The sequence below is a fragment of the Vibrio sp. Vb2131 genome (genome assembly GCF_033338535.1).
GTDB classification, from domain to species: Bacteria; Pseudomonadota; Gammaproteobacteria; order Enterobacterales; family Vibrionaceae; genus Vibrio; species Vibrio alginolyticus.
On record NZ_JAWOSW010000001.1, the window covers coordinates 87938 to 110510 of the forward strand.

A 22573-nucleotide genomic window follows, 5' to 3' on the forward strand; every position below is an offset into this window, starting at 1 on the left:
CGTGAGAATAAAGCCATACTAATCTCACAAAATTAAGCAGTGACAGAGTGAAAACTATGATTACAAAAGATTTTTGGAATAGAAGCCTCTAATGATGTAATTGACATGATGCTCAAAATTGAACGTCAACGATTATTGAATCGGTGTAAGTACCTGCAGGAGGGGTCGTTTGGCTGGTTAGTATCTGCGCGCGATAATTATAATTCTGTGGAGTAATACCATCCGGAATGGAGCCGCCAGTATCGACGTCACCGTGTTCACGACGTTCAGAACTGGTGCCTCCCCAGCGCTCCATCGTTGATGACTTATAGATTTCATACTCCAAATAGTGACCACTAGAAATCATTCGCCGCTGACCGCCGGACGCATTTAGGCCGTCATTCAAGCCAATGGAGAAGGAACTATTCTTGGTACAAGTTAACGATATAACCTGACTGACTGGTTCAAAACCGGCCACTAATGGGGACGAACCAAAATCAATATCTGGCGCTGTGATCATACAATCAGGGGTCACTTGCAACTCAACCGTAATCACGCTTTGAGCGCTGCCATTGGCGCGGCCAATGCATACCCCTAGAACCCCGATACCCTTACAGTAATCCCAAATCCAGGATACGGTGATTTGGTCTTTATAAGTCCCAGCGGAAAGATTACTACCCACTCCCGTCCGAGCATAGAGCGGAAACTCGGCTTGAGTGCCAAACAACCCGAGTAAATCGAGTAACCCGATTTCAAAAAAATTGTAAGTTTGGCCGAATACATACTCTTGTGAAAGCCCTGGATCGCCAAAAATCTGATAGCTGAGCTCCGAACTCGGATCATCCTCATTTAATAGCAAACCATTATTTATACTGTTAAACGTTGCTGATACGTAGTCGCCACTTAACAAAGACACAAGTGTAGAAAAGTCACACGTAATCCCCGCATGAGGCTGAGCTGAGCTTTGCTGCTGAGAGCTTGAAACAGTAAACGAAGAAACATTGCCAAACAAGATTAAAGGTGCTGCCGCCGTGAGCTGACAAGCCATTGTCGAGCACGAGAAAAAGAGAAGTAGGCTAGCAAACCAGCTGCGCAAAATCATAGTGCGGTCTCTTCTTCGGCTTTGATACAAACCTGCTCAGGCAATGTTTGTATTTTTTGACTGTCACGCTGATACAACCCCTCAATAAACACTTTACATGGCGACTGTCCTTGAGGATAAAACTGAATATAGCGGCCTGGGTCAACGCCTTCAAAGTACGTAAAACCATCCCAACCAATTTGGCTTGTTAAGCCCGTTTCTGAGCGGCCATATGTACCAATCGGAAGGAACAAATGATTTTCGTCTACCACCGTCATGCTCAGTGCAATTTGTAGCTCTATTGGGAACTCTAACAGGTAGCCGTAGCCCGAATGTATCGAAGCAAACTGCTCTGTTGCAGAAAACGCAGCATTGGCAGGTAAATTAAGTGGATCGATTTCATATTTGGCGGTGTAATACGCCGTAGCCCAAGGAACAAGTAAGTAACCTTCATCATCTGTCACTCCGACAATTTGATTTTCATATTTAACCGGAATACCTTCAAAACCACTGGTGCTCACCACAGCGAAGCTGTCATACACTTCATTCGCTGGGAATATTTCTCCATCCAACGTAGAGACCGAACCTGCCATTTCCGCAAAATAATCATAGTCGCCACTGGTGCCATTTAACCCCGCTCTGAACTGCGCCCATGACGCACGGTAGGTCAAATCAGCCTGTTTACGGTTTTCTGGGTGTTCGTTAATATCATGCGCTAAATTGACGCCCCATCCACCTCGTATTGGCGCAAGGCGGCTGTAACCCACTCGTCCTCGCACATCGCCATCATCCTCTCTTTTCAGCGTTAGCCCCGAACTTCCCCCCAAAGAACTGAAAGGTAGAGAGAATTGCGCCAACGTAACACTCTGACCACCAATACTATGGTTGTAAGACAGGGACATATTGATATTAAAAGGCAGAGCGTAGCTATAAGTAAGATTTAGGGTACGTGAATCTGAGTCGGATTGTTGAATATCAAAGTACCCACCAGAAAGTGAGCCCCAATCTCCCAAACGGACTCCCATATTGATTTGTGATAGATGGCGCGACGCGAGTGAAGCGTCCTTGCCGTCATCGAGCATTTCGTAATTTGGTAAATGAGATAAGGTATAAAAGTCGGCTTGTTCTACTTGAGTTCGAGCAGCGAAGCTAAACCGCCGAGACTGATAACTATAACCTAGCGCATATGAGGTAGATTGATCCTGAAAATTACTCACACGAAACGAGGCATCCACCGTACCTAAATTGACAGCATTGGTGACAAAGCCCAGCCCCGCAACGATCAGGTCATCTTTTGCTTCGGCTTGAGCTTCTAATGTTAACCAATCAGTCATGCCATGACGCAGAGCGGTAACCACGCCACCGTCTCCATAGTCGTTAGATGCATTACCGAAATTTTCTCTGATCGCACCAATACTCGCACTGTAAGATGTAAATCCGGTCTTGAGTAGATCGGAAGAGAGAAAAAATGGGCTGGTCATGACCGTTTGCTTACCTTGAGCATCCGTTGCAATTACCGTTGCTTCCCCAGCACCAGAGAGCATTGGAATATCGTTAATAATGAAAGGACCGGGCCCAACATTCATTGAGTCAGTTTTAAAGCCATTGATAAACAAATCTAACGTAGTGGGCGCTGTGACCTCACCGTAAAATGCAGGTAACGGCGTCGTCACGACATCCGGACGCATAGAGAAATCATGCGACAACTGAATACCCGCCAGTCTTACTGGTTGGCTCCAAGATAAAGGGCGAACAATATAGTCCCCTACCTCTATACGAATTCGCTTCTCTTGATTGACGTACTCGTAACTCGTATCAAAACGAGTGTACTGGCTGCTTTGCTGGGACTGAACATCGCGATGAAAGTTAGATTTAAATATCCCGGTAGTAGAAAAAACGCCAAACTCAGAAAAGGCTCTGACTTCATGATTGATAGAAACCTCCTTTTGTCGGCTTTCGTTCTCGTACACACCAAATACGTTGTAGTTAAGCAGGCCACCACGCCCAAACTGAGCCGGGGAAAATCGCCCCATATCCTGCGCTGATAAATTCTGCATCGGTAACCAATTAGGCGGTACGTCAATTGCGAGTTGCAATGACGATTGCAAGTAACGCACGTTAACACCTGGGATAGACGTAACCTCAAGTCTCTCTTCGGTTCCAGGCAACGACTTGGCGGTAACCCCAACTGAAATGAGGTCCTCCCGGAGCAAAAAGAACTGATCGCCAACTCGCTCAACTTTCGCAACAAGCCCGGTTGCTCTTTGATTGATCACCAACTCCAGATTGAGGCTAATATTCTCAAACTTTTCTAATGAGAAATTTTCAGGACTCGGTAGCTCAGAGAAGTGGTTTGCTGAATTTGCACAAAGACCAATACTGCTCCACGTTACGCTAAGTAATACCAACCAAAAGAAAGCATTCATTGTATTAAATCTATTCATTATTGCTTCAATGGTATTTGGTAACGTTTACCTCCAATATTCGCGCTCAAACTCAAGGGTCTGACATTACTATGGGGAATAGACCAAACCTTATACTGTTCAGGAAGAATATAGCCAGCTAGTCCATCGGAAATAACGACAGGATCTTTATTTGGTAGGTTCAATTGTAAATTCACTAAGCGAACATGGTGTTTTCCTGAATTTTTAATGTGAACAAAACGCTGATTATTTTTCTTAATAAACTGTGCCTGTAAATCACCCCATAATTCACTGTCACGGTTTGGTTTTTGAGTATCAGTCAGCCCTTTCCCGTAAATAAACAAAGGTATCGAGTAACGCATTCGGACTTTTACAGCGAGTTCATTTTCCGTCAATTCTGTTTGAGGGTTTTGAGTTGGCGGTAATTCATCTATGATCACTCGGTATGCATACTCCTTACCTGCAGAGGCCTCATCTTGGTTGATGATGCGGATTAACTGCTTTTCACCTGGTTCAATTTTGACAAACGGAGGGGTTGCAATTAACTGGCTTTGACTTGAATAACTATCTTCTCCTTCGTTTTGTTCCCACTTAAAAATTCTCACCTGTAAATAAGAATCAACACTGCCTTTATTTACCATCCAAAGTGATGTTGCATTACTCTCCTCTGATATTTTGGGGTAAATTGGCCAAATTAATAATGAGTTAGCGTTGGCATTTGAGAAAAAAACAAAAAGGAAGGCTATTAATAATAGTTTTTTGAGTATGAATTCCATTTCACCCCTCCAAAGTTCACTTACCACTCTAATGTCAGCGTAAGCGTATCCATATAAATTCCAGCCATTTCATTCCCATTTATTGTCGCCTTTGCCCAGATAGGAAACTGAATATTATCTGGGTCTTGGTCAGTATCGACGGAATATTGCGTGTCAATATCAAGCACCTGCGTGTAATTTAGATCCTGGAACAAAAAGTAATCTACCGTTGTCGCTTCTTCACTGTGCTTTAGCTTACGTACACCATCCGATGCATTCATCCCGCCATTTACGGAAACATTCATCGTAATACCCGGAGTACAGCTTAATGTGAGTGATGAACTGTAAGTGATGCTGCCTTGTACTTCCGTCGCGTAAACTGAAGAATGCTCACCAAAATCTAACGTGCCTATTTGCCCGGCTTGGGTTGCGCTTTCTTCTTGTACTGCGCCGTTAATCAAACAACCTGTATCTACGGTGGCAGACACCTGAAAAGTTTGTGTCGCATCAGCCAGCACAGTTAAAGAGCACAAACTCATCGCGACAAGTGAAAAGCCCCTAACAACCAGCGTCACGTTTTACCAGCTTAGCGTCACACTGATGGTATCGGAGTATGTGCCGGCAATGCTGCTCGTACCGTAAGCTTTCGCAAAAAGCTCAATAGTTTGCGATGTTGCACTAGTAAATTCAGACAGAGCTACCGTCCCACCTTGTATAATTTGTGTGCTTCGGTCTGAGTCGGTAAACAACGTATAATCAATAAATTGCGCGCCATTTGACATCGCGTAGGTACCAACGGTCGCACTTGCATCATACAATCCGGTGCCCAATGTAAACGTCGGTGTCACACCGTTACTACAAAGCACTTCAATACCCGTCGCACTACCACCATTTACCACACCATCTTGTTCACTGAAGATTGCAGGCACGTCTCCAAAGGCAAGTGAGCCAAAGCCAACGCCAGAAGCTGCATCTACCGCATTATTTCCATTAATCACACAACCTTGTACAAGGTTAATTGAAACATCAATCGTACCGCTCACTGACGCTCCATTCGCTTGCCAACTAAATGAGGTTAAGAGCAGAGGCATCATCAGATAAAATCTTTTCATATAAAGCTCCATTTTTACATTCCACTGTATATCGGTAACCTTTTTATTAGTTATAGCTCAATTATGACAAACCAAATGCATATAAAATGTAAAACAATAAAAAGAAGCAGGATAAGGATAAAGACGAACGGAAAATAAAAACATTAAACTTAAAAATGACGATTTTTAAGCATGTAATGCTAAAAAATAACCACTAAAAACAAATGGTTATTATCTTATTCCAAATACAGAATCGACAATGAGTTAGAAGGTAGGGTGAAGTTGAGTGGAAAAAATCTAAAAAAAGTAGCAGAACGATACGAGAAGTTTAGAAAAGATTGGCGACCATTTCTTCCCGAAACAAAAATCTTCATGAAACAAAAATGCGCCCCAAAAAGGAGCGCATTTCTTACTTGAATAAGTTATTCCCAATCAAGAATAACCTTACCTGACATGCCGCTGCGCATTACGTCGAAGCCTTCTTGGAAATCGTCAATCTTGTAGTGGTGCGTGATGATTGGCGATAGATCCAGACCAGATTGGATCAGTGAAGCCATCTTGTACCAAGTTTCGAACATTTCGCGACCGTAGATACCTTTGATCACCAAGCCCTTGAAGATAACTTGGTTCCAGTCGATACCCATGTCTGATGGTGGAATACCGAGTAGTGCAATACGACCACCGTGGTTCATTGTGGTTAGCATTGAGTTGAATGCTGCTGGGTTACCAGACATTTCTAGACCTACGTCGAAGCCTTCTGTCATGCCTAGCTCAGACATTACGTCTTCTAGCTTCTCTTCAGCCACGTTTACTGCGCGTGTTACACCCATCTTACGAGCAAGTTCTAGACGGTATTCGTTCACATCCGTGATCACTACGTGACGAGCACCAACGTGCTTTGCTACTGCCGCTGCCATGATACCGATTGGGCCAGCACCTGTGATAAGCACGTCTTCGCCTACTAGGTCGAAAGAAAGTGCTGTGTGTACTGCGTTACCAAACGGGTCAAAGATAGACGCTAGATCGTCAGAGATACCTTCAGGGATCTTGAACGCGTTGAACGCTGGGATCACTAGGTATTCTGCGAATGCACCTTCACGGTTAACGCCCACACCAATCGTGTTGCGACATAGGTGAGTACGGCCGCCACGACAGTTACGACAGTGACCACACGTGATGTGACCTTCGCCAGATACGCGGTCACCGATTTCAAAGCCACGAACTTCCTGACCAATCGCAACCACTTCCCCCACGTATTCGTGCCCAACAACCATAGGCACTGGAATGGTTTTTTGTGACCATTCGTCCCAGTTGTAGATGTGTACGTCTGTACCACAGATAGCGGTTTTTTTAATTTTGATCAGAATGTCGTTATGGCCAACTTCTGGTTTATCAACCTCAGTCATCCAGATGCCTTCTTCAGGCTTTAGCTTTGATAATGCTTTAATTTTCATAATGTAACCTTAATTAAAGGCCCTATTGTCTAAGGCCTAGAATCTTAAATAAGACCCATGTCCTTACCAACTTGGATGAACGCGTCGATTGCACGGTCTAGTTGCTCGCGAGAGTGCGCCGCAGACATTTGAGTACGGATACGTGCTTGACCTTTTGGTACTACAGGGAATGAGAAGCCGATTACGTAGATGCCTTTCTCCAGCGCACGCTCTGCAAATTCTGCTGCTACTTTTGCGTCGCCAAGCATGATTGGGATGATTGCGTGGTCAGCACCACCCATTGTGAAACCCGCGTCTTCCATACGAGTACGGAAGTGTGCTGCGTTTTCCCATAGACGATCACGTAGGTCACCACTCTCTTCTAGTAGATCTAGAACGCGGAGAGAAGCGCTTACGATTGCTGGTGCAACAGAGTTAGAGAATAGGTATGGACGAGAACGCTGACGTAGCCAGTCAATCACTTCCGCTTTACCAGATGTGTAACCGCCTGAAGCGCCGCCCATTGCTTTGCCTAGCGTACCAGTGATGATGTCGATACGGTCAACCACGTTGTGGTGCTCGTGCGTACCTGCACCTGTTTTGCCCATGAAGCCAACAGCGTGAGAGTCATCAACCATAGTCAACGCGCCGTACTTCTCTGCTAGGTCACAGATAGCCGGAAGGTTTGCTACTACGCCGTCCATTGAGAACACACCGTCCGTTACGATAAGAATGTGGCGAGCACCTGCTTCTTTCGCAGCGATCAGTTGTTGCTCTAGCTCTTCCATGTTGTTGTTTGAGTAGCGGAAACGCATTGCTTTACATAGACGAACACCGTCGATGATTGACGCGTGGTTTAAAGCGTCAGAGATGATTGCGTCTTCTTTGCCTAGAATAGTTTCAAATAGGCCCGCGTTTGCGTCGAAACATGATGTGTAAAGAATCGTATCTTCTTTACCTAGGAACTTAGAAAGCTTCTGCTCAAGCTCTTTGTGGATGTCTTGCGTACCACAGATAAAACGTACTGAAGCCATACCAAAGCCGTGCTCGTCCATGCCTGCTTTACCCGCTTCGATAAGTGCCGGGTGGTTAGCAAGACCAAGGTAGTTGTTCGCACAGAAGTTTAGTACTTCTTCACCAGTAGAGATTTTAACAGCCGCTTGCTGTTGAGACGTGATGACACGCTCTGATTTGTAAAGGCCTTCCGCCTTTACTTCTTCGATTTGCTGCTGAATCTGTTGGTAGAATGCAGAAGACATTTGAAATTCCTTCCTAGTTATTTTGGCGAGTATTTACTCGTTTAGAATTAGGCTTAGCCTTTATGTGACGGGCGTCACGGGCTATCACTCATCAATTAATTGTAGTGTAATTCAAGGAAGGAGGAAGGATTATACCTTAAGGTGGAAAAGCATTAATGAATCCTAGGCACAAATTCGATTAATGCTTTTCTATGAGTTTGTTATAAAAGGAATTATAGCCAGGTAGGCTTAGCCAAAAGTGCTTCAAAGTCCTTAGCAGGTAATGGTCGGCTATAGTGGAAACCTTGTCCGAACTCACAGTTTAGGTTTTTCAGGTAATCCACATGACGCTGTTCTTCGATGCCTTCTGCGACGATCTTAAGATCCAGCGCTTTCGCCATTGCTATGATTACGTTCACAAGCTCGCGGTCTGAGTCGTTCTCGAACATATTTTGCATAAAGCTACGATCAATCTTTAAGCGGTCGAACGGAAACTTCTGCAAGTAACTCAGCGCAGAATAACCAGTACCAAAATCATCAATAGTAAGTTTGGTGCCTAACGCTCGTAAGTTATTAAGCATGTCTAATAGCTCAGAATCGTGATTGAAGAGGAGACTTTCTGTCACTTCAATATCGAACTTATCTGACGGAAGACCAGACTCCTCAACGCTGTGTTTAATAAACGTAAGTAAGCGCTCGCAGTACCTAAATTGAACACTAGAAAAGTTTACAGAAACAAACAACGGAGTCAGACTCTGCCATTGTGCCGCTTGTCGACACGCTTGTTGAATAGCAAACTCACCAATTTGATGAATTAAACCATTTTTCTCTGCAATAGAGATAAACTCTTCAGGGTTTACGAATCCGTACTTGTCATCATTCCAACGCATTAGCGCTTCTGCCCCTACGATTTTACCACTACTCAGCTCAATAATTGGCTGATAATACAGCTCTAACAACTGATTGGAGATCGCACTTCTCAGACGATTTTCCAGATCCAAATAGCGTTGCAAATCTTGGTTCATATTATGGTTATAAAAACAAAAGCCATCACGCCCATCTTGTTTCGCCCGATACATTGCCATATCTGCACATGCAAGAAGCTGCTCAGCGTTGTCTCCGTCATCCGGGAACACAGACATTCCGACGCTACTACTCAAGAAGAATTCATGGTTGTTCCAAACAAACGGATCGTTAAACGCCGAAAGTACACTTGAAGCAACTCGCTTTGCAGTATCATTATCAGGCAAATCAGGGATGACGAGTAAAAACTCATCCCCACCAATTCTCGCCAATAAGTCTGTTTTTCTCGCGACTTGATACAGTCGCTGAGCACTGAGTTTAAGGATTTCATCCCCAACAAAGTGTCCCATTGAATCGTTAATCTGCTTGAAGTGGTCTAAGTCGATGAACATCACCAAAACTTTAGACCCACTACGCGATGCCCTAATTAACTCCAAAGCCAATCGCTCGGAACCATAACTACGATTAGGCAAATTAGTTAATGTGTCATATTTAGCTTGGAAGGCGAGTTCTTTTTCAGACGCTTTTCGACGTTCAATTTCGTTCGTTAATTTTTTATTCTGTTGAGAAAGAATATCTTTACGCTTTTTTTCTTCCTCAAGCTTAATTTTCAATTCAATCCTATTATTGTTCGTGATGAATGCATAACATAAAGCAATGACGATCATAACGGCCAGAATACTCAAACCAATAATAAAGAGCCGTGATGTAAATATATCTCGTTCACTCAAAGGCTCGAACCACGCCATCAATTTAAAGTGATGTTTATCCACAGGCACTTCAAAGTAAATTTTTCCGTCTACAGCCTCAGAAACGAAATAGTTCTCATCCTTATTGTGAGAAGGTGTTTTATTTATGGTATCCCATACAACCATTTCCACGTCTTTTATTTTTAGCACCATTCGGCTATAACTATCTTCGTGTTCTTGGTTAGTAAGTTGGTCAATAACAATATTCTTATTAAGATCGGCAATTAAAAAAGCAACAGGCTTTCCGGAGAACTTAACTTGCTTAATGACTTGAATGCGAACGTCATCATTGTATCGCGTCGCACAAACCTCTTCGGGATGCCCGTGTTGAGTCATTAAGGTTTGTATGTCCATTTTGTGCTCGGCAAGGTTTTCAGATCCAGTGGTGACAATGGTGACTCCATCACTGCCTACCAGCGTGAGCTTCTTATAGATTTGGCTGCTATTAATTAGCTTACTGTCTATCTTCTCATCGAAGCGACGCTTTAAATTAATTAGACTGGCTCCTAATCCATACTCCATTGACATGCCAGAAGCTAAATTACCAAAGAATGTTTGTATTGTTTTATCTGTAGCTAGATTATCAACATCTTCACTCGCTATGGTAAATAAATTATCGAGTGTGCTTGCATAACTTTTTACTTTTAAATCTAGTTCTCTGTATTGAGATTCTTTTAACTTATTTTGACCTACGCTAGTCACAGTAATAAGCATAGCTAAGTAAATTGAAACTAATATTGCGCTTATTGTAATAAATCTTTTACTGGAAAATTTTTTAACGGCCTTATTCATCGGAGTTTCTTTTTATCTTCTATAAAGTAATCGTTATAAAAGTAGTAAATAGATGGATAGTATTTTTTTACTAGTTTTTCGTATGAACCGTCTTGTTTTATCGAGTCTAAATAACGATCAAATGCTTTGCGTAATTCAGGGGAATTTTTACGGAATGCAACAGCCATTTTTTGATTCTCAGATATAGGGCCAATGACTTTTATTTCACCCGGCCATTTTTCGAGGGCAATTAGCGTATCCGCAACATCTAATAATGTGCTTTCCGCATCATTTTTCATTATCGCTGGAACCATCTCATTAAGGAGACGCGCCCCATCAGGTAATATAACTTTTGCACCTGTGTCATATAAGTCATAAAGGTTAGGATCCAAGCAAGAATGTTCTAAAGCTAACACTTCGCGACCATCGATCAGCTGCTTGACGTTTTTAACATCTTCATCGACCGACCCACTTGGTTTAATCGGGCTCAGACTAGAGTCGGATCTGGAAACCAACCATACACCTGAAGGAAAATAATCTTGTGAAAAATCGACAACCTCAGAACGCCAATCAAGAATAGTAACGCCATTTGCGATCAAGTCGCCTTCAATTGGAACACTTTCTCCGACAACAGCCTGCTTGTTGTGATATTGCACATTTTGCCCTGTCAACTTACCAACCACGTCGCTCCACTGTGCTGGAACATACTGGTACTGAACACCTAACGACTTGGCAAAACCTTTTATTATCTCTACATCCAAGCCAGTCAAAGTTTCCACTTCACCTTGTTCAATATAGGAGACAAAGTTAGCGTACGGGACACCAATGTGACGCAGTACACCGCGTTCACGGATTTGTTGTAAATCGTCTGACCAAGCGGCAGACGACGCAACAGAGGTAACCATGAGCGCCACCGTCGCTAAAGTTCTTTTGAATGTTATGACTGACATAATAATATCCTTACCTTTCACAAAGCGCCCAATAATGGGCGCTTGAGTGATAAACAACGATGTTAGAACGACGAGTAATACAAATTCGTCATCGCCACTACGAGCCCTTCCACATCTTGTTCGTCATGGAACAAATGCGTAGAGATACGCAGCGCGTAAGTATCAAAGTCATCATCCTTATGCAGCTTAAAGCTAGTCGTACGGATGATGTAACCATACTCTTCACGTAAACGATCTCGGAATTCCGTCAGTATCTCTTCATTAGTTACATCGGAGAACGGGTTAACCGTCGTTAAGCCACTGGTTAAGCCTTCCACGTTTGGTGAATACATTTTGGCTTGTGGCAAGTACTCTTGAAGCAAGGTTTTACATAAACTACCAAGGCTTACAACTCGCTCTTCGATACGGTCTCGACCAATCTCATCCCACATTTTGCAACTATCAACTAGTGCTTGTTTCGCAGGATAGTTATCGTTACCAATGTATTGCATTTGCAGCTGTTTACCTAGGTAATCAGCATGAGAAAGTGAGGAGTTGATCAACCATAACGGGTTCTCTCGGTCACTCCAATACTCATTCAAACGGTTACCGTTATCACGAACATACAGAATACCTGTCGCGCCCGGACCACACTGCCACTTATGACCAGATCCTGCATAGAAATCACAATCCATATCGTGGAAATCAAGGTCAAACATACCGACCGTATGCGCGCCATCAACAAGAGTAGGTACACCATACTCTTTTGCTAAAGCACAAATGGCTTTTGCTGGTAGCGCGGTTCCTGTTTTGTATGTGATATGAGAGAAAACAATTAGGCGAACGTTTTGATTCGCATCAAGCGCGTCTCGGAACGCTTGAATGTAATCTTGCTCAGAAACGTTTTCGGTACCAGTAAATACTGGTAGTTGAATTTCTACCACATCCACACCAAAACGATGTTTCGCTACGTTCATAGGTGATGTTGCAGCAATATGTTCATGGTGTGTCGTTAGAATCACATCACCTGGTTCAAAGTGTAAGCCATTAATGATCGAGCATAAGCCATCAGTAGTGTTGCGGCTGAGAATGATCTCTTCTGGGTTAGCACCAAAACCTGGTGCGACGTCTTTAACCATCTCTGAAACATAAGGCCAAGAGCCAAATTTGCCTTTCATGTCCCAAGGATATTTAGCCACCAGCTTGTTGTTATACTCGTAATCTTCAAGAACATGTTTTGGCATTGAACCTGTTGTACCAATGTTCATGTAAGTGGTTCGTTTGTCCAAAACGAACTGTCTTCGCACTTTACGCCAGAAGCGCTTATCATGTTTTCTACCTAGCCCGCGGCTGCTCCAATCAATTTTCTGTTCTCGTGCTTGAGCTACGCCTGAGAAAGCGGAAGCACTCACACCAGCAACAACAGCTCCTGTTGCGCCTTTCAGAAAATTACGGCGGCTGCTATTAGTCTGAATAGATTCCTTGTCTTTCATCTTTTTCAATCCTTGTCGGAAATTAGCCATATTATTAATTTTAAGTGCGTAACTATCTGTTACTAAAACATTATTACCCATTACAATCAGAGTTTAATTTTTTCCTCTGCCATTAAGTGACTTTAGTTCCAATTTTTTATCTTATTTGATGATATAAGCAACAGTTTGACCACAAATCTATAAACAACAATGTTCACATTAATATATTCGTTAATTTGATTATTCTTTATTGCGGACAATTCCACCAAATTCTTTATAAAACAATTATGAGCTTTGTTATAAAGTCATTAAAAATTTAACTTTGCGTTAATTTAAAAATATTCAGGCTATTTTAAGATTGGCGTCTATTCTTTTTATATCTTAACGATCTCAACATGTTAAGACTAAATAAAAGAAAGCTGATTTCGGATCGAGATATCAGTTTAAGACTATAAAGTGATACACATCACTCTATGACATAAACTCACCGCTCAACAGACATAAGTAAAACAGGTTTTCACTAATATGTGCTTGAGCGTACACCCTAAAAGAAGGAGGTCCCATGTTAAAAGGATTGCTATGCATTTCAGTTGCATCCGCTCTTGTCGCCGCCCCTAACGCGCTAGCAAAAACGGTAGAAATGACTGCTCTCAACACCAATGAGAGCGCTGGTACCATTGAGATTTCACAAAGTGATTATGGCGTTGTTTTTACGCCTCAATTATCAGGTTTGTCAGCAGGTGTGCACGGTTTCCATGTTCACACTAATCCATCTTGCGATAGCATAGAAAAGGATGACAAAACCGTATTAGGCGGCGCAGCAGGTGGCCATTATGATCCTAACAACACAGGGAAGCATGGCTATCCTTGGACCGATGACAATCATTTAGGCGACTTGCCTCCACTCTATGTGGACATGGACGGCAATGCCAATCAGCCCGTTGTCGCTCCTCGCCTAAAATTATCGGATTTAAAAGGTCGAGCGTTAATGATCCATGCAGGTGGTGACAATCACTCCGATCACCCAAATAAGCTAGGTGGTGGTGGCGCTCGCGTCGTATGTGGTGTTATTGAATAAACATTAACTTTATGTCTCACACTTCTCTTTAGATTGCGAGAAGTGTGAACTTCTGTTGATACTGAGAGGAGGTTGCATTGGTCTCAAGATAGCTGTGGTGAAGCATTAAGATCGATTGAACAATCTTCGTCCCGATCCCCAAAGAACCGCCCTCCGCTTCTTCCTCGATGTGATTGACGAAGGTAAAATGGATACGCGACTTATCCTCACTCAAATGCGCTTGGCAATGCACTTCTGAACCGATTGGGCTGTGGCGCAATGCATTTTCAAGCAGGTTCAATACCAATCGCTCCAATAGCCCCTTGTCACCCACGGTTTGGATTTCGCTATCGATATCCACTTTCAATACCACTTCTTTACGAGAAAACTGGCTCTGCATCGTTTCAGCACATTCTGCCATCAAAGCGCCCAGATCTACGGGGCGGTACTCGTAATTTGGCATTGGAGCTTCTTTGCGTGCGGCGTCTAATAAAGAATGCAGTTGAGTTGAGAGCTTCTCACAATTTCGGAAAGCAACGTCAATCAAAGGATCGGATTCCGGATGTTGCAAACGCCACGTTTCCAAATAGCCCAGCACGCTCGATAACGGCGTTTTTAAATCATGACTAAGCTGCAACAAGCTTTGACGACGATGAGACGATTGATACTCCAACTGTAAAAACTGTTGCTGAATGTGCTTCGCCATCATCTGATAAGAGTGCGCAATCGGCACGAGCTCCGGCACTTGGTGAGTAAAATCAGGTTGCAGGCGGAAATCATGTTCGGCTTGCTGTTGAAGTTGCTTGGTCACACGCTCAATCGGGTTCAATAGGCTACGTTTCACCAGCACATAAGCCCCAAGAGCAAAGCCTAAAATGGAGACTAAGACCAATCCTGCCAGCGCGATATAAGGAGTATCGACTTGAGCATTGGCAATGGCGTCATGTCGGGTACTGCCAATCACCACGTAGAGATAACCGACCGTAGAGCCTAATTCCTCTATCGCGGCGACAGAAAAGACTTTGTGTTCACCACGATTACGTGGGTCTTCACCCAAAATAGGAAAAGGCTGGTCATTTAAGAATTGCTTAATGGGATTGAGATCCACCTTCCCCATGATCTCCGCCCCTTCCGGTGCTGCATGAGTGGTGATATTGCCTTGGCTATCGAGGAAGTAGATTTCAAAATCAGGGCCGATCAGCATGAGCGTGTGAAAAATCGACTTGAGCGCTTTAGGGTTGTAATCCGTTCCGATCATCAGCGGATTATCATCACGCATGTGGCTGGCTAGCTCTTTATGCAGGCTTTGCTTGGTGCGTAACTCAATGGTTTCTTTTTGCCAATTGTAAGTCAGTGCAATCACCACCGCCGCGAGACAGAACCACAAGCTAGTAAATACCACTAAGCGAGATTTGAAGCTCATCCTATCGCCTCCTTAAACAGCGGTGTTTTTGCAACACCCGTGATGATTGAAAAATGATGGTGAAAACAACTGCCGACTTACTGTCTTGGCTTGATGTTTTGACTTACTTTCTTGCATTAGTGTCTTGGTTGAAACTTATATCCAACACCCCACACGGTTTGGATGAAGTGATGATCAGAATCAGACAACGACAACTTGCTGCGTAAACGATTTATGGTGCTACACACCGTGTGGTGATAACCAGAATGACTGGTGTTCCAAACGTGATCGAGCAATTCATCTTTACTGTAGACTCTGCCCGGACGAGTCGCGAGAAACTGCAGCAAAGTAAACTCTGTCGCGGTGAGCGTGACATCCTTGTCGTTTAAGGATACTTGGTGCAACTCCGGAATGATTCTCAGCGGGCCAAAATCCATCGCATCATCGAGGACTTCATCTGCCACCTTTGCTTCAGCGGTTTGGCTGACTCTGCGCAGCACGTTTCGCACTCGTGCTTGAAATTCTAATACGCTAAATGGCTTAGTGATGTAGTCATCAACGCCTGCTTCTAAACCGTCAACCTTATCCATTTCACCGTCTCTGGCTGTCAGCATAAGCACTGGGCTCCAATCTTGTTGCTGACGCAAATAATGGCAGATGTCTAGACCATCACCATCTGGCAAACCTCGGTCAAGGATCAATAAATCAAAGGGTTGTTGCTGGTATTGCGTTTTAGCATCGGCGACATTTGTGGCTCGCGACACTTGGTGTCCCTGAAACTTAAGATGCATCTGAACCAGTTCTGCCAAATCATCGTCATCTTCCACCAACAAGATGTTCGCGACTAAATTGATTGCCTGTTGTTCCATGGTCCTTTCCTTGCCTTCGAGTATCCTCACTTTGCACATGACCGGAACAAATTAGAAATTCTTTCAAAAAAGGTTCCGATGACGCCATGAGGGATAAAGCGCTCGGCTACAAGCGCTTTGGAAAGGAGACGTCATCGGAGCCTGTGTTACTCGACTCGAGTGATGGTGACTTTCGCACCTGGGTTCAAGAAACGATGGTTCGCAGAAAGTGCTGAGTTTGCTAATCCGTCATCTTGGCTAACAACACCCGCATGGAATGCAACAACGTCATTACTGTCATTACGAGCGGCATTGAAACCCTCACCGCCACCTGCTGGGCCCGGAATGGTTGCAGCAAGTTCATCGTTCAGCTCTGTGCCGGAATCCCAAACGTTCATGCTCATTTCGTAGCTTTCACCCACTGCGAGCGATTTGAGCGATAGCCCCGTTTCGCCAACAAAGGCATCATTGGTATTCACGAACATAGACGCCACAGACAAGTAACCGTAACGACTAGGGTCAACCGTAATGGTGACTTCGTCCGATGCACCCGGCAACACCAATCCATTACCCGAAATACCTTGGTAAACACTGTCATTGCTGTTCATCAATTCAATCAGCTCGGCGTTACTACCGCCTTCAGCAAGATGCTCAAGTTCAACAGATGCGGCTTGTCCAATTTCAAACAATTGGTAGTCAGCATTGTGAGTGAGTACCGCGAGCGGAGACATAGGTTGATTCGCAGTCAAGTTCGCCACGTTGACGGTGTAGCGGTACGATTTCACTACGTCATTATCATCATCGCTTGGACAACCGGCGAGCAAGCCGACTGAAGCTGCTAATAGTAAGATTCTGTATTTCATACATCCCCCTTACTTCACAACGATTGTGATGGTTGCAACTGGGTTTAACCAACGATGGCTGCTGCTGTCTAGGTCACTGATGCCGCCGGTTGGATCGCTATCACCAAGGTTACCCGGATGCACGTGAACTTTGTCGTTAGTTACTGTTGCTTCAACGCCTGTGCCGCCAGTACCAAAGGTAATGAAAGGTGGGTTTGGCATGCTAGACGCAAGTTCATCGTTCGCTTCTGTACCGGCATCGTAACTTCTTAGCGTTGCTCGGTATGTACCCGCTTCCGTTGGGATCTTCCAGCTATCCAGACCGACAAAACCATCATTGGTTGGCAGCAACATCGCGCTCAGAGAAAGATAACCGTGGTCGCCACTGTCCAAGGTGAAGGTGGTTGCCACACCCGGATTCAAAATACCACCAGCAGGGTTCTCAACCACCGCACCACCAGCGTTACCAATCACACTAGCAAGACCAGAGATATCACCGCCTTCTGCCATTGCTTCTAGTTCTGGCGTTGCTGCTTGACCCGTTCTGAACATTTGAAGATCAGAGCCATGTGCAGCAACAATAAGAGGCGTAAAGTAGATGCCTTTGGTTGCGTTTGTCACGGTGATTTCCAATTCCGCCGCATTCACTGATGCAGAGCCTAGTGCCATAGCGACTGAAGTCATGACGAGTCCGAGTTGGGTACGTTTTTTCATTGTGATTCCATCCTTTAATGAGGGTTGAACTACCCAAGCCCATGTATACGGCTTTACTTCTTTGTTCGTGACTTGAGTAGGTTAAGCATTACGTTTCGAACGTTTTGCGTTCTTGCCTCTAAGAATGACGAGCAAATCTATCAGCAACTTCATCGAATTCTCATAAAATTCTCACAAGTTCTGTTCGAATTCTGTCAGCAGCACTTTTTTATTTATACTCAAGTAACCTCGAGATGCTTGGTTCAGCGAGGATGACTTGGTTTGAAGGCGAGGCAACAATTTGAAAATCTAGTGGTTCTAAATCGAAAATTGTTAACGAAGCATGCGAACCAAGGCAACTCGCCCTTCGGGAGCGTGCCACTGAAGCAATTTCTTCGTCAAACAACTTGGAAAGAGCTCGCTATTCCGCTTCGTTGTTTTCCTTGAACTTGAATCAGTGACAACGCTCTGAACCATGTATCTTGAAGTCACTTGAGTATATTCAGATATTTACACTTCGCGCTTTCCCCTCCTACAATGCGGTATTCTCTGTTTAAATCACGATTCTCACCATGATTCATAACGTTCTGTCTGCCTACTATGGCGAAATCTACGGCATCGCTTTTTTCAACCACTACTTGAGCCATTACGCCCAAAGTGAACAACAAACGCTGTGGCAAACCTTGATTGAAGTGGAAGAACTCACCGCAGAAAAGCTCAAACCTGTACTGCTGAAAAATGGGATGGATATAGAAAGTCGATACCAAGAGATGCTGGATAAAGGCTTGGAAGATGCAACCAAATGGATTGATTTACCATGGCAAGAGTTGGTGGCGACTCTTCTGAAATGGGTAGAACCTTATGAGGTCAAGTATCGAGAGTGGCATGAAGAAGTGAAAGCTTCACAGCAGTATTCAATCGCTGAGCGAGAAGCTATCGAGTTGATTGCAGACCACGAAACGGCCATTTATCACTGTTGGCAGCAATACCATACTGGTGAATCTGGCTTGCCTGAACTCAATGCATTTTTGGCAAAATATCGTTAAAGCGAGACAGTGACACTTGAACCTCGTGAAACCGTACCAGACAATATCGTTATTCCGCTGCGCAGAACTGAACAATTATGGTTAATCCAAAACTCATTGCCCTACTTCCTGATCTTGCTTCGTTTATCTTAGTGGTAAACGAAGGCAGTTTTACCGCAGCAGCCAAACAACTCGGCGTGACGCCATCGGCTTTAAGTAAGTTGATCACACGATTAGAGCAAGCGCTTTCGGTCAAATTGTTTGAGCGCACGACTCGTAAGTTGATCATCACTCAAGCAGGACAAAAGGTTTACGACCAAAGCATCGCAATGGTGAATGCCGCGCAGCAAGCCGTTGAGCTATCTGCGGAAGATCATGCCGAGCCAACAGGCGCACTCACAGTGGCAGCCCCTGAAGCATTTCTTAATTCGGTGCTTCAACCGTTTGTATTGCCATTCCTAGAACGTTATCCAAATATTCAGCTTAAGCTGCGTGCAGCAGATGGTGAGATCGATCTGTTCCGCCAAGGCATTGATGTCGCGTTTAAGCTCACCGACAAACCCGATGAGAATCTGGTACTCAAAGAGATCAGCAAGACCAATCTCGTTTTATGTGCCTCTCCAGATTACCTCACCAAACACGGTATGCCTGAGCACCCAACCGAGCTTGAGCAACACGACTGCATTTACCTTGCCGAGAACGACAAAGACAACATCTGGTCATTCTTTAAAGAGGAAGCCTTTCATTCGATTGCCGTGAGTGGGCGCTACGCCGTCAACCATTCTCAAATGCGCTTGAACGGGGTTAAGTCTGGCTTGGGAATTGGGATCTTCCATGACTTCGTGATCAAAGACGCGTTAGAGCAAGGGGAAGTGGTGGAGGTTCTGCCGGATTGGATGATAAAGAGTAACTACCACGGCGCTATCGCGATGCAGTATGCACAAACCAAATACATGCCTGCTCGTCTGCGCGTGTTTATCGACTTCGTTAAGGAGCATTTAGTCTCCGAGGACACTAACCATGCTTGAGGATACGAGCCATGTTTGAAGAGGCTAACCATGTTTAATGCCATTCATCACGTCGCGATCATTTGTAGCGATTACCCAAGGTCAAAACGCTTTTACACTGAAGTGTTGGGGCTAAAAGTCATTGCTGAAAACTATCGTGAAGCCAGAGACTCATACAAGCTTGACCTCGCTTTACCCGACGGCCGCCAAGTTGAACTGTTTAGCTTTCCGGGCGCACCAGAGAGACCGAGCTTTCCCGAAGCACAAGGGCTACGACATCTCGCGTTTTTGGTTGATGATGTTGAACAGGTGAAAGCCTACCTAGAATCGAATGACGTTGAAGTTGAGCCAATTCGTATTGACGAATTCACAGGCAAAGCATTTACCTTCTTCCAAGATCCAGATGGCTTGCCACTGGAGATTTACCAGAAATAAAAAGAGCCAGCACGTCGCTGGCTCTTTTACTATTCCATTCTTTGTCTGTTACTAATTCAACGCTGTTTTCAGCTTCTCAACGCGGTTGAACAACAGCCAATCCAGTGCGAGAACCGTAACAATCGCCAAACCGCCCATCGGAAACGCCAGACACAATATCACCAACGTTACTAAACCAAGTTTCCAAATGCCGTCTTGCTGAAACTTAGGTGGCGCGCCCAATGCGGCACTGCGACTTGGTCTACGAATCCACCACATCACCACACCTGTGATTGAGATTAAGATGAACGCCAAACAGAACACTACGTTGAGTACTTTGTTCAATATACTCACATCACCTTGATGCAATGACACACCTGCCGCCATGAACTTGGCAAACAAACTGTAATCTTGCCATGTGACGTCCACCAACAAGCGACCGGAATATTGGTCAAAGTGGCTGGTGCGATCTTGTCTTGGGTCGGAGATATCGCCACCCATAGAGTTAGCTGCAACGGTGTAAACGCCCGTCTCAGAGCGCGGCAAAAACAACTTATAACCAGTGAAGCCCAACATTTCAGCCTTGAGGATGATATCATCAACAGAGAGCGCATCATGGCTGCCTGCGTATGCCATATCTTCCTTCATATTGGCATGATCATGAGCGGGTTTGTCTTTCGATTCAGGCACAGCAGCAAGCTCTAAGTTCCATGGCATCTCTTCTGAAGCGCCATGGTTGAGATCTTTGTGTGTCAGTGTGGATTCCGGTTTCTCACCCCATGTGTAATAGGTTGGGAAGGTATTCCAAGCTTGCACCATTTTCGCCCCCCAGATCCCTGCCCACGACAAACCTGAAATCAAAAAGAACAACAGAACAATCGACAGCACACCACCTAAATTCGCATGCAGGTCACGCATCAAAATCCGAGGACCGTTGTTAAGGCGAATTTTCAAAAAGCCGGCGCGACTGGCGTTGTCTCTAGGTAACCAAAGGTACAAACCAGATACCAACAGCAAAATCCCCAGACTTGCGGCGATTTCAATTAAACGGTCGCCTAGGTCGCCAATGAGCAGCGTACCGTGAATACTATTCATCAGTTCATAGATGCTATCACCACGATTAATGGTGCCTTGTACGTCTCCTGTGTAAGGATTTACTGCAACAATCAGCGAGCTGCCTTCTTGGTTTTGAATCGAGAATCGGTTGGCGATATCGGCCGTTTTAGCAGGTACAAATTGAGTGACATTAAAATCGGGATACGCCTGCTTTACGGTTTCCAATTGTGCAGAGACAGGAATCATGTGCTCTTGTGGTGAAACTTGTAATGTCGCTTCGTATCGAGCCAGTTCGATTTCATCATCAAACAACATCACCAACCCCGTGAGGGAAAGCATGAGCATAAATGGAATGACGAACAAACCTGCGTAAAAGTGCCATCGCCACGTCATAAAGTAGATGGATTTTGCGCGTGAGGCTTCCTTGAGTTGAGGCTTTGCCGAGTTTCTCAACATGTGTATTTTCCTTTTTTCATTGTTGAACACCCAAATTCAGTCAAACGCATCCTGCACATACACATTTGTATGCGGCGCTAATTGACTTAGATTTGGGAGTACCACTGCTCGAAGTGGCAGTGTTGCTGACTATATACCCAAGTGACTTCAAGATGCTGGATTCAGAGCGTTGTCATTGATTCGAGTGCAAAGAAAACAACGCTGTGTAATAGACAACTCTTTCCAAGTTGTTTGAAGCAGCAATCGGAGCAATGACACGCTCCCGAAGGGCGAGTTGCCTTGGCTTGTATACTTTGTTGTCGATATCTTGATTTAGACCCACTAGACCTTTAAATCGCCGCCGCGTCTACAAACCAAGTCATTCTCGCTGAACCAAGCATCTCGAGGTTACTTGGGTATCGTGTAATTGTTTTCGTTATGAGAAAAGGGAAACTGGCGGCGCTCTAGGAACTGGTGTTTCAAATCGCACACTTAGAGCCAAATAAGCGTAGCTGTCAGAAGTCACCAAGCTCTGTCTTGAAAGTATCGGTGTCGTTGGAAGTGTATCGTGATGAAAAGTCGAGAAGTGGCTAAACGGACAAGGCTTGCCTTTGTGGCTGACCGAATTGTCGCCCTCTTCTATTTGGACCAACTCAAAACCGTTAAGCGTACATAACGTCGCCCACACGCCCATGCTGTTACCATGAGCATTGATAACAGGCATCAGCGTCACTAGCACCCAACTGAGAGCACTAGCAAATAACATCGAGCGGTAAAAAGGAATTAATCTACGCATAACGGTGACTTAACAAATTTCACACAGCGTAACCAATTTTGAGTGATAGCTCAA

The 22573-nt window shown here is 44.5% G+C and carries 20 protein-coding genes; 4 read left to right on the forward strand and 16 right to left on the reverse strand.

What is annotated here, in order from left to right; all coding sequences use genetic code 11:
- Window positions 1–112: 112 nt before the first annotated feature.
- The 10 genes from R7E38_RS00360 to R7E38_RS00405 all read right to left on the reverse strand — a co-directional run bounded on the left by R7E38_RS00360 (window position 113) and on the right by R7E38_RS00405 (window position 12965).
- Window positions 113–1081, reverse strand: coding sequence for a spore coat U domain-containing protein (locus R7E38_RS00360; protein WP_115386804.1), 969 nt, complete (start codon window positions 1079–1081; stop codon window positions 113–115).
- Window positions 1078–3504, reverse strand: coding sequence for a fimbria/pilus outer membrane usher protein (locus tag R7E38_RS00365; protein WP_372051726.1), 2427 nt, complete (start codon window positions 3502–3504; stop codon window positions 1078–1080). The genes R7E38_RS00360 and R7E38_RS00365 overlap by 4 nt, the downstream gene beginning before the upstream one ends.
- Window positions 3504–4259 carry a molecular chaperone gene (locus R7E38_RS00370; RefSeq protein ID WP_064369625.1) on the reverse strand — a complete coding sequence of 252 codons (756 nt, stop codon included), beginning with the start codon at window positions 4257–4259 and terminating at the stop codon, window positions 3504–3506. The genes R7E38_RS00365 and R7E38_RS00370 overlap by 1 nt, the downstream gene beginning before the upstream one ends.
- A 20-nt stretch (window positions 4260–4279) precedes the next feature.
- Window positions 4280–4777, reverse strand: a complete 498-nt coding sequence (locus R7E38_RS00375; RefSeq protein ID WP_017820521.1) for a spore coat U domain-containing protein — start codon at window positions 4775–4777, stop codon at window positions 4280–4282.
- A gap of 39 nt (window positions 4778–4816) precedes the next feature.
- Window positions 4817–5362, reverse strand: coding sequence for a spore coat U domain-containing protein (locus R7E38_RS00380; RefSeq protein WP_021035866.1), 546 nt, complete (start codon window positions 5360–5362; stop codon window positions 4817–4819).
- Between the two features lie 389 nt (window positions 5363–5751).
- Window positions 5752–6783 (reverse strand): L-threonine 3-dehydrogenase, encoded by a 1032-nt coding sequence (tdh, locus tag R7E38_RS00385; protein WP_033906709.1) that lies wholly within the window; start codon window positions 6781–6783, stop codon window positions 5752–5754.
- Window positions 6784–6827: 44 nt separating this feature from the next.
- Window positions 6828–8021, reverse strand: coding sequence for a glycine C-acetyltransferase (locus R7E38_RS00390; protein WP_065275482.1), 1194 nt, complete (start codon window positions 8019–8021; stop codon window positions 6828–6830).
- Between the two features lie 212 nt (window positions 8022–8233).
- Complete coding sequence (locus R7E38_RS00395; RefSeq protein ID WP_213903430.1) at window positions 8234–10564, reverse strand: putative bifunctional diguanylate cyclase/phosphodiesterase; 2331 nt, start codon at window positions 10562–10564, stop codon at window positions 8234–8236.
- Window positions 10561–11493, reverse strand: a complete 933-nt coding sequence (locus R7E38_RS00400) for a transporter substrate-binding domain-containing protein (RefSeq protein ID WP_017820522.1) — start codon at window positions 11491–11493, stop codon at window positions 10561–10563. Before R7E38_RS00400 ends, R7E38_RS00395 begins: the two co-directional genes overlap by 4 nt.
- A 62-nt stretch (window positions 11494–11555) precedes the next feature.
- Window positions 11556–12965, reverse strand: coding sequence for an aminotransferase class V-fold PLP-dependent enzyme (locus R7E38_RS00405; protein WP_025768582.1), 1410 nt, complete (start codon window positions 12963–12965; stop codon window positions 11556–11558).
- 541 nt (window positions 12966–13506) lie between these two features.
- On the opposite strand from R7E38_RS00405, the gene R7E38_RS00410 reads away from it, so the two are divergent.
- Window positions 13507–14022 (forward strand): superoxide dismutase family protein, encoded by a 516-nt coding sequence (locus tag R7E38_RS00410; protein WP_017635497.1) that lies wholly within the window; start codon window positions 13507–13509, stop codon window positions 14020–14022.
- Window positions 14023–14050: 28 nt separating this feature from the next.
- Here the strand turns inward: R7E38_RS00410 and R7E38_RS00415 are convergent, their stop codons facing one another.
- From R7E38_RS00415 to R7E38_RS00430, 4 genes are all read right to left on the reverse strand, one after another.
- Window positions 14051–15424: a sensor histidine kinase gene (locus R7E38_RS00415; RefSeq protein WP_005383993.1), complete on the reverse strand. Its 1374-nt coding sequence runs from the start codon at window positions 15422–15424 to the stop codon at window positions 14051–14053.
- A gap of 116 nt (window positions 15425–15540) precedes the next feature.
- On the reverse strand, window positions 15541–16272 hold the full coding sequence (locus R7E38_RS00420; RefSeq protein ID WP_017820525.1) for a response regulator transcription factor: 732 nt from the start codon (window positions 16270–16272) through the stop codon (window positions 15541–15543).
- 146 nt (window positions 16273–16418) lie between these two features.
- Window positions 16419–17114 carry a spondin domain-containing protein gene (locus R7E38_RS00425; RefSeq protein WP_213907560.1) on the reverse strand — a complete coding sequence of 232 codons (696 nt, stop codon included), beginning with the start codon at window positions 17112–17114 and terminating at the stop codon, window positions 16419–16421.
- A gap of 9 nt (window positions 17115–17123) precedes the next feature.
- The gene (locus R7E38_RS00430) at window positions 17124–17807 is read right to left on the reverse strand and encodes a spondin domain-containing protein (RefSeq protein ID WP_005384002.1); all 684 of its coding nucleotides are present in this window, start codon (window positions 17805–17807) and stop codon (window positions 17124–17126) included.
- 551 nt (window positions 17808–18358) lie between these two features.
- On the opposite strand from R7E38_RS00430, the gene R7E38_RS00435 reads away from it, so the two are divergent.
- The 3 genes from R7E38_RS00435 to R7E38_RS00445 all read left to right on the forward strand — a co-directional run bounded on the left by R7E38_RS00435 (window position 18359) and on the right by R7E38_RS00445 (window position 20253).
- Window positions 18359–18832: a hypothetical protein gene (locus tag R7E38_RS00435; RefSeq protein ID WP_176311332.1), complete on the forward strand. Its 474-nt coding sequence runs from the start codon at window positions 18359–18361 to the stop codon at window positions 18830–18832.
- A gap of 77 nt (window positions 18833–18909) precedes the next feature.
- A complete protein-coding gene (locus tag R7E38_RS00440) occupies window positions 18910–19839 on the forward strand; it encodes a LysR family transcriptional regulator (protein WP_042601221.1) in 930 nt (309 codons plus the stop codon).
- A gap of 30 nt (window positions 19840–19869) precedes the next feature.
- Window positions 19870–20253: a VOC family protein gene (locus tag R7E38_RS00445; RefSeq protein WP_176311333.1), complete on the forward strand. Its 384-nt coding sequence runs from the start codon at window positions 19870–19872 to the stop codon at window positions 20251–20253.
- A 51-nt stretch (window positions 20254–20304) separates the two neighbouring features.
- Here R7E38_RS00445 and R7E38_RS00450 read toward each other — a convergent pair whose 3' ends face one another.
- Together R7E38_RS00450 and R7E38_RS00455 are read right to left on the reverse strand one after the other, a co-directional pair.
- Window positions 20305–21744: a PepSY-associated TM helix domain-containing protein gene (locus R7E38_RS00450; RefSeq protein ID WP_226082785.1), complete on the reverse strand. Its 1440-nt coding sequence runs from the start codon at window positions 21742–21744 to the stop codon at window positions 20305–20307.
- 415 nt (window positions 21745–22159) lie between these two features.
- Entirely contained in the window at window positions 22160–22519 is a 360-nt protein-coding gene (locus tag R7E38_RS00455) for a hypothetical protein (protein WP_080276971.1), read from the reverse strand.
- Window positions 22520–22573 lie beyond the last annotated feature (54 nt).

Bases quoted from the DNA above. Each gene is read 5' to 3' on its own strand.
- R7E38_RS00455 (WP_080276971.1), bottom strand. From the start codon at position 22,519: ATGCGTAGATTAATTCCTTTTTACCGCTCGATGTTATTTGCTAGTGCT.
- R7E38_RS00360 (WP_115386804.1), bottom strand. From the start codon at position 1,081: ATGATTTTGCGCAGCTGGTTTGCTAGCCTACTTCTCTTTTTCTCGTGC.
- R7E38_RS00380 (WP_021035866.1), bottom strand. From the start codon at position 5,362: ATGGAGCTTTATATGAAAAGATTTTATCTGATGATGCCTCTGCTCTTA.
- R7E38_RS00405 (WP_025768582.1), bottom strand. From the start codon at position 12,965: ATGAAAGACAAGGAATCTATTCAGACTAATAGCAGCCGCCGTAATTTT.
- R7E38_RS00370 (WP_064369625.1), bottom strand. From the start codon at position 4,259: ATGGAATTCATACTCAAAAAACTATTATTAATAGCCTTCCTTTTTGTT.
- R7E38_RS00430 (WP_005384002.1), bottom strand. From the start codon at position 17,807: ATGAAAAAACGTACCCAACTCGGACTCGTCATGACTTCAGTCGCTATG.
- R7E38_RS00390 (WP_065275482.1), bottom strand. From the start codon at position 8,021: ATGTCTTCTGCATTCTACCAACAGATTCAGCAGCAAATCGAAGAAGTA.
- R7E38_RS00445 (WP_176311333.1), top strand. From the start codon at position 19,870: ATGTTTAATGCCATTCATCACGTCGCGATCATTTGTAGCGATTACCCA.
- R7E38_RS00435 (WP_176311332.1), top strand. From the start codon at position 18,359: ATGATTCATAACGTTCTGTCTGCCTACTATGGCGAAATCTACGGCATC.
- tdh (WP_033906709.1), bottom strand. From the start codon at position 6,783: ATGAAAATTAAAGCATTATCAAAGCTAAAGCCTGAAGAAGGCATCTGG.
- R7E38_RS00450 (WP_226082785.1), bottom strand. From the start codon at position 21,744: ATGTTGAGAAACTCGGCAAAGCCTCAACTCAAGGAAGCCTCACGCGCA.
- R7E38_RS00425 (WP_213907560.1), bottom strand. From the start codon at position 17,114: ATGAAATACAGAATCTTACTATTAGCAGCTTCAGTCGGCTTGCTCGCC.
- R7E38_RS00395 (WP_213903430.1), bottom strand. From the start codon at position 10,564: ATGAATAAGGCCGTTAAAAAATTTTCCAGTAAAAGATTTATTACAATA.
- R7E38_RS00415 (WP_005383993.1), bottom strand. From the start codon at position 15,424: ATGAGCTTCAAATCTCGCTTAGTGGTATTTACTAGCTTGTGGTTCTGT.
- R7E38_RS00420 (WP_017820525.1), bottom strand. From the start codon at position 16,272: ATGGAACAACAGGCAATCAATTTAGTCGCGAACATCTTGTTGGTGGAA.
- R7E38_RS00365 (WP_372051726.1), bottom strand. From the start codon at position 3,504: ATGAATAGATTTAATACAATGAATGCTTTCTTTTGGTTGGTATTACTT.
- R7E38_RS00410 (WP_017635497.1), top strand. From the start codon at position 13,507: ATGTTAAAAGGATTGCTATGCATTTCAGTTGCATCCGCTCTTGTCGCC.
- R7E38_RS00375 (WP_017820521.1), bottom strand. From the start codon at position 4,777: ATGAGTTTGTGCTCTTTAACTGTGCTGGCTGATGCGACACAAACTTTT.
- R7E38_RS00400 (WP_017820522.1), bottom strand. From the start codon at position 11,493: ATGTCAGTCATAACATTCAAAAGAACTTTAGCGACGGTGGCGCTCATG.
- R7E38_RS00440 (WP_042601221.1), top strand. From the start codon at position 18,910: ATGGTTAATCCAAAACTCATTGCCCTACTTCCTGATCTTGCTTCGTTT.